This window comes from Enterobacter cloacae complex sp. P14RS (assembly GCF_014895895.1).
GTDB classification, from domain to species: Bacteria; Pseudomonadota; Gammaproteobacteria; order Enterobacterales; family Enterobacteriaceae; genus Enterobacter; species Enterobacter bugandensis.
In genome coordinates this window covers 21,854-28,936 of the sequence record NZ_JADBQM010000005.1, presented here as the reverse complement: position 1 = coordinate 28,936, position 7,083 = coordinate 21,854, and the positions used below count along the sequence as shown (strand labels likewise).

Annotated in this window: 6 protein-coding genes; all 6 read left to right on the top strand. The window is 43.9% G+C overall.

The features are described 5' to 3' along the window. The first annotated feature begins 124 nt into the window (after positions 1 to 124). Positions 125 to 1,132, top strand: a complete 1,008-nt coding sequence (locus IM295_RS03825; protein ID WP_142483099.1) for a TauD/TfdA family dioxygenase — start codon at positions 125 to 127, stop codon at positions 1,130 to 1,132. Between the two features lie 26 nt (positions 1,133 to 1,158). Continuing rightward, positions 1,159 to 2,742, top strand: a complete 1,584-nt coding sequence (locus IM295_RS03820) for a phenylalanine aminomutase (D-beta-phenylalanine forming) (protein WP_080346973.1) — start codon at positions 1,159 to 1,161, stop codon at positions 2,740 to 2,742. Continuing rightward, the gene (locus IM295_RS03815) at positions 2,739 to 3,791 is read left to right on the top strand and encodes a histidinol-phosphate transaminase (protein ID WP_047955802.1); all 1,053 of its coding nucleotides are present in this window, start codon (positions 2,739 to 2,741) and stop codon (positions 3,789 to 3,791) included. The genes IM295_RS03820 and IM295_RS03815 overlap by 4 nt, the downstream gene beginning before the upstream one ends. A 71-nt stretch (positions 3,792 to 3,862) precedes the next feature. After that, entirely contained in the window at positions 3,863 to 4,585 is a 723-nt protein-coding gene (locus IM295_RS03810) for an alanyl-tRNA editing protein (protein WP_223813098.1), read from the top strand. 8 nt (positions 4,586 to 4,593) lie between these two features. After that, complete coding sequence (locus IM295_RS03805; RefSeq protein WP_047955804.1) at positions 4,594 to 5,646, top strand: hypothetical protein; 1,053 nt, start codon at positions 4,594 to 4,596, stop codon at positions 5,644 to 5,646. A gap of 45 nt (positions 5,647 to 5,691) precedes the next feature. Beyond that, positions 5,692 to 7,047 carry an FAD-binding oxidoreductase gene (locus IM295_RS03800; protein ID WP_047955805.1) on the top strand — a complete coding sequence of 452 codons (1,356 nt, stop codon included), beginning with the start codon at positions 5,692 to 5,694 and terminating at the stop codon, positions 7,045 to 7,047. Positions 7,048 to 7,083 lie beyond the last annotated feature (36 nt).

Below are 7,083 nucleotides of genomic sequence, written 5' to 3'. Positions count from 1 at the left end.
AGATGTTTGAGTACATTTTATTTCTTTTAAAAGAAAAAATAATCTTTTTGTTGACTTTGATGATTCATGGCGATTAATTAGTAGACAGACATATCAACATTTCTTAAGACTCAAGGAGACTAAGATGGTGATGTTGAAAGAATGTAATGAGAGTGGACTGTCTGGATTCACCGTTGATGGGTTATCGGTCACTGATACGCAAAACTTCTTTACTCAAGCTGCACCAGATATTCGGGAAGCAGTGCTCAATAACGGAGCGTTGCTACTACGCGGCGTTGTGCAAAGTGCAGAACCCGCTGTGTTTGAAGTGATAATGAATGCGCTAGGTTTTCGCACCAGAGATTACATTGGTGGTTCATCTCCCCGTTCAACCATAAAAGGTAAAGTGATGGAGGCAACCCGAACGCCTCCGGCATGGTCAATCATCCTCCATCAGGAAATGGCCTATGTAAAACACCCACCGGAAATCATTGCCTTCTCTTGCGTCAAACCCGCCACAGAGGGCGGAGAATCTACCATTGGCGATATGCGCCGAATAACAAAACTGGTCGAGCCTTCAACATTACAACTTCTGACAGAACGCGGCCTCAGACTGCGTAGAACACTGCCGGATGAAAACCGAGTTCATCTGAAACCCGGAATAAAAAAAAGCTGGCAGGAAGCGCTTTCTGCAAAAACAAAAGAAGAGGCAGAGTTTGCCTGCCGCTCCAGGGGTTGGGAATTTGAATGGTGGAATGATGATTTAATCCTTTGGCAGGACTGTATTTCACCGGTGCGTCAGCATCCTCGTAAAAATGAGTTAATCTGGTGCAATCAGGCACATTTCTGGGGTGCTGCTGCGATGATTGAATGGGCACGGGTGGATTCCAGAAACGAAGACGAAGAAGAGTTAAAAGAAGCTGCTCAGAATTGTCCTGAACTTCTCGAATCCATGTGTTTCGGCGATGGAGAACCGCTACCGGAAGAACTGACACTTAACTTATTTCATCTGGTCAAGGGGTTAGAACAGGACGTGAATCTCAACACCGGCGATATTTTGCTGCTCGATAACCTGCAGTTTGCTCATGGCAGGCATGCATTTTCAGGAAACAGAGAGATTAACGTCATTATTGCCGACTGGACTGAACATTAATTCAAACAAACAGAAGGAAAATGGTCATGAATATTACACAGCATAATAGCACATCCACAGGCGATACCTTCATTCTCAGCCCAGGCCGTAACGTCAGTCTGAAAGACTTTATTGAATTCTCTCAGTTCAGTAAAAAAATAGTTGCTTCAGAAGAAACCAGAGAAAGAATTGCCGCATCAAGACGAGCCCTTGAAAAATTAGTGAAAGAAGGCTCGGTTATATATGGTGTCAACACTGGGATGGGTGGGTTTGTCGATCATCTCGTTCCGCTCGAAAGGGCTGAAGAATTACAAAAAAACCTTATCCGTGGTGTTGCGACAAATGTTGGTGAAAGATTTTCAGATATAATTTGCCGGGCAACTATGTTCGCCCGAATTATCTCACTTTCTCGCGGCAACTCAGCATTATCTCTGGAAAATTTCGATCGATTTATCGCAATCTACAACGCTGGTCTGATTCCTGAGATACCACGTAAAGGGTCATTGGGCACCAGCGGAGATCTGGGGCCACTGGCAGCCATGGCCCGTATGCTCACTGGTGAGGGCAATGCCTGGTTCAATGGTGAACGCTTGGCTGCAGAAGATATTCTGCACCAGCTGGGGCTCGCACCGCTTGAGCTAAGTTATAAGGAAGGGCTGGCACTCATCAACGGCACCTCCTGCATGGTTGCGCTTGCCGCCCTGAATGTCATCGAAACCAGGTCACTTCTTGAACAATATGCGTCAATCTCCGCCTTTGCCTCAGAAACGCTTCTTGCCCGGATTCGGCCATTTCATCCCGACGTTCATCAACTAAAACCGCATACAGGCCAGCAAAAAATTGCAGAGATGATATGGAATAACCTCCAGGGAACAAGGCTGGCGGTTGATGATATACAGCTTTCATCAGAACTCGGAAGCAGGCTTACGAATAGCATCAAACAAGAAGATATGCCGATTGAAGATGCCTATTCAATTCGCTGCACACCACAGATACTTGGCCCGGTTTTGGAGACAATAGAATTTGTGGAACGAATAGTGAGTAATGAATTAAATTCGTCAAATGATAACCCCCTTATCACACCCGAAAACGGTCAGGTTTTCCATAACGGTCATTTTCACGGACAGTATATATCCGCCGCGATGGACTATTTGACGATAGCAATCATTACCATGTGTAACTTATCTGACCGGCGAATAGACAGATTGCTGACCAGTGCGAACAGCAACGGGCTCCCCTCTTTTCTATGTGCAGAAAATGGTGGGCTGCGGTTTGGTTTAATGGGGGGACAGTTTATGTCATCTTCTGTCACAGCGGAAAATCGTTCTCTGGCTACACCTGTATCAATACAAACACTAACAACAACAGGTGATTTTCAGGACGTAGTCTCTTTCGGTCTGGTTGCTGCTCGCAGGACGGCGGAGGTGCTCCAGAATACCCGCTATGTTATTGCTTTTGAGTTGATCTGCGCCGCTCAGGCAGCTGATATCAGGGATGCTACAAAATTAGGAAATTCAGGTCGCCTGTGGTACGCAAAAGTGAGGGAGTCAGTCCCTTATCTGGACCATGACGAGTCAATAACACCTTATCTGGAAGAACTCGTATCCCGGATACTTGGAGGCCACTCATGATGTTCTCTAAAAAAATCCGGGAATGTGTTGAGGGAGCAAATAATAATGCTTCCATCCGCCTGCACGCCAATGAAAATCCGTTGGGTTCACCAGACATAATACAAACAGGACAATATGATCTGTCTTTGCTGAGCCTGTATCCCGATCCCACCTACAATGCACTGAGAGCAGCAATTGGAGAACGCTGGAATATTAATCCGGAACAGATCATCACGGGTAATGGCTCTGACGAACTGATTGATATCACACTGCGTAGTCTGCTGAAACCGGGTGCACGGCTTACCGCTCCTCGTCACAGTTTTATGATGTACAAAAAGAGAACTGATATTCTCGGAGCCTTATACAGTGAGATCCCAGTGAAAAGTGGGCGCATCCTCCCTGAGGATTTAAAAGAGGCGGTCAGTCATAAACCTGACATTCTGGTCCTAGTTAATCCTTCTAATCCTTTGGGTCACTATATTGCACCTTCAGAAATGATATCTTTAGTTGAAACCATACCGCCAGAAACGACCATTATCATTGATGAGGCCTACGCAGAATTTACACCTGATATCGAAAATACGGCAGGTATTCAAATAGTTCATAAACGCGTTAACTCAATATGCTTACGAACATTTTCAAAAGCGTATGGACTTGCCGGATTGCGTCTTGGCTGGGCTTACGTCAGCACAGATCTGTATCCACAACTGGAAGCTCGCCGGGCGCCTTACAATGTCAGTGCTTTATCTGCTCTTGCTGGTGAACATGCACTACAGGATCGTGAGCATCTTTTCAAAACAACAGAATATTGTCTTAGCTGGGGAAGAAAACTGGTAGATTTATTTGAAGATTACGGAGTCAAAGCCAGTGCCCAATATGTCAATTTCGTCTTTGTTGAATTTGACAGTGAAGAACGCAGCCGGGAGATCCAGAACAGTCTTAACAGTGAAGGTTTCCTTATAGCCAGGCTGACCGATTATTCTTTGGATCATTGCCTGAGAATTTCATTCGGACCCCGGGAACAAATGGAAAAGTTACTCTTTGTTTTAGAGAAAGAACTAAAAGCATAGATTCTGCCAAGGTTATTTACATTCATTCAAATAAATAATTAAAAGTATCTATTCAATTGAGGTTTAAGAATATGAATAAAGTACCTGGGCTATACCATACAGCCCCCTATCTAAGTCAAACCCAAACGCGACTCCTTCATGTTAACCTTGATGAGTCAAATTCTCCCTATTGTGTCCTCAGTCCGACCATTTTTTACCCACAGGGTGGTGGGCAATTGGGTGACAGAGGTTATCTTGTTTTACCGGATATGCTGACATCACAACAAAAAATCGGTGTTCTCACAACAAAACGAAAAGATGAAGAGATCAGACACTATCTTGATATTAATGAGATCGGTTTTGACTTGCTGAAAAAGCAGGCAGGTCAGCAAGTGACTGCTATTCTTGATTGGGATCTGCGATATCACCAGATGCGTATACACTCGGCTGTACATCTGATCCATTGTATACTCGAGCAGGTAACAGGCCATTCAATCCCTTACCCTGTTCGTTCACCACTCAATGATGAAAGCGGAGAGAATCATTATCAACTTCTTGACTATATTGATAAAGATATTCTTGAAAAGGCAACAACAGAACTAAATGAATTTTGTTCATCGGGACATGAGATACAAACTGTAAATGTTCCCGAACAGGGAAATAACTTTCGGATATGGAAGTGTGGACGATGGTCAATTCCTTGTGGAGGTACACATGTAAAAGATACAAAAGAGATCGGGATGATATTTTCCACGTTGAAAATCAAAAAAAACATGACGCGTATAGCACTCAGGCTCTCTGATAATTCAGGTTAACCTGGTAGATGTCTATAGAGTCAATATCTAATCAACAAATAACGATGGTAGCCTCTGGTATGAGAACAGATAAAAACGAAACAAAACACGTAGATAGTCTCCCTGGTAAAACGTCTAACAAGACAGATGAAAAACATGCTCTTGGTTCATTCCTGACACAACTTCGTGTTGAAAGGGGACATCTTAAAGTTTCGACATTTCTGGAAGGGATAGATATTCCTTTTTCTGCTAATTATTATCGTGATATCGAAGCAGGCAGGAAATATCTCAGTATAGACTCAGCAGTAGAACTCCACAACTCTCTTGGTATAGAAACATCAAGCAAATCAAGCTTTGATTATTTCTGGCATTATTTTAAGGATTTATTACCTTCTGATATGCATGAAATGCTATTTGGGAAAGGAATAGAAACAAGAGATCTGTCTTCAAGACTAGAACTGAGAGACCATGATTCCAAAATATTACGCCGCGCACTCAGCCTAAGTCGATATGAACGCGAATTTATTATTTCTGATGAAATAATTAGAGGATTTAAGAACAATTTTGATTTATGGCCGCTTATGACATATCTATATATGGTTGACACTGCATCCGTGGCTGAAATTAAACAAGTTTGCCATCAACTTGACATTGCATTCGATTCTCGTGTGGTCGAATTTTTGAGTCTTGTAGCAAAAGAACGAAATCATGAGGAAGCCCCTTTTGTTCGCCTTGCACCGACACTCAGAATGCCAAGGACCCCAGAATCTATTAATCTTAAAGACAAATTTATGTGTTATGAAACTGAGAAATCCCTGTCCAAACCCGAAAAAAGTGAATATTTTGACATAGATGGGACATTTAAATTTAGTGCAATGGTTACGCTTAAATCGCCGGAAATTGAACAAATACAGGACAGACTTGTTGATCTCTTTTCCGCTATTGAGGTACACACTAAATCCGGACGACAGCTTGAGGATGAGAATGCACATCCTTATTTTTTGGAATTGATCATTTCAGGCAGACCAGAATATGACGGTCGAACTGCCAGAAAACCATCAGGGTTTAAAAAGCCAGAATAGTTCCACCATAAAGACCTGATTTTATATTTACAATGGAGGCAATGAATGAACATATCAGTTATCGAAAAATTACAGGAAAAATTTGGCGATCATTTTCATACGGAGCCGACATTCAGAGAACAGTACTGCCAAGCTCCGACGGGAATTACTCTTAGTCCTCCCGATGGGGTTGTGATCGTCCGAAATGAGCAGGATATCGTGGATATCGTGACGTTCTGTTCTGTTGAAGGACTGCCCATGATACCAAGTGGTGCCCGGACCTCGATCGAGGGACAGATCAATGCCCCGCAAGGAGGTATATGCATTGATTGCTCTGAAATGAATGCCATTACGGACATCAGCATTGAAGATATGACCGCGACAATCCAGCCCGGTGTCACGCGCGAACAATTGAATGAAGCTCTCCGGGGAACAGGGTTGTTTTTTTCAGTTGACCCAGGTGCAAATGCCTCAATTGGCGGTATGGCCGCAACCCGTGCCTCAGGAACAAACTCAGTGCGTTATGGCACGATGGCAACGAATGTCCGGGCTGCCCGTCTTGTCATGGTTGACGGGTCTATAGCAAACATAGGATCCAGAGCGGTGAAATCAGCTATGGGGCTTGACCTGCTTTCACTTGCCGTTGGTTCGGAAGGCACACTAGGCATTTTCAGTGAGTTAACCGTTAAGCTTCATCCACTCCCTGAAGTTATTCTTTCCGGTGTTTGTGCGTTTGACTCAGTAGAGAATGCCGTCAGGGCTGTGACAGACACCTTGAAATCTGCACTACCTATTGCACGTATTGAACTCCTTAATGTTTCCGCAGTTCGGGCATGTAATGCTTATTCAAAACTGGGATTATCAGAAAAACCGCATTTGTTTGTGGAGTTACACGTTAATAGCCTGTCAATGCCAGGTAATATTGCGTTATTTGAAGAACATGTGCACAGGTACGGGGGGGAAGTACAGCTTTCTTCTCATCCAGAAGAAAGAGAAGCACTGTGGGTAGCACGTCATGATGCGTGGTGGGCATTCCATGCCTTTTATGAAGGTTGCCAGGGGATCCCTACGGATATCTGTGTCCCTCTGTCATGCCTGAGTGCTTGTATTTCTGCAACAGAAACGGATATCGCGAATACAGGGCTCAAGGCTCCCTTAATAGGGCATGTTGGAGACGGTAATTTCCATCTTTTACTTATGCTCCGTGAAGGAGAGGAAGAAACTCCTGTTATACAGGGATTTCTGAGTCGTCTGGCTGAACGAGCTTTGTCATATGGTGGAACCATCAGTGGCGAGCACGGTGTCGGACAGGGAAAAATAAAATGGATGCCAGTGCAGCATGGTGCAGCCCTGCATTTGATGAAAGCCATTAAGTCTGCTTTGGATCCACATAATATCATGAATCCAGCAAAAATGTATTGAGCGGATTCAGCAGAACTATTCTGGTTACACTAAAAC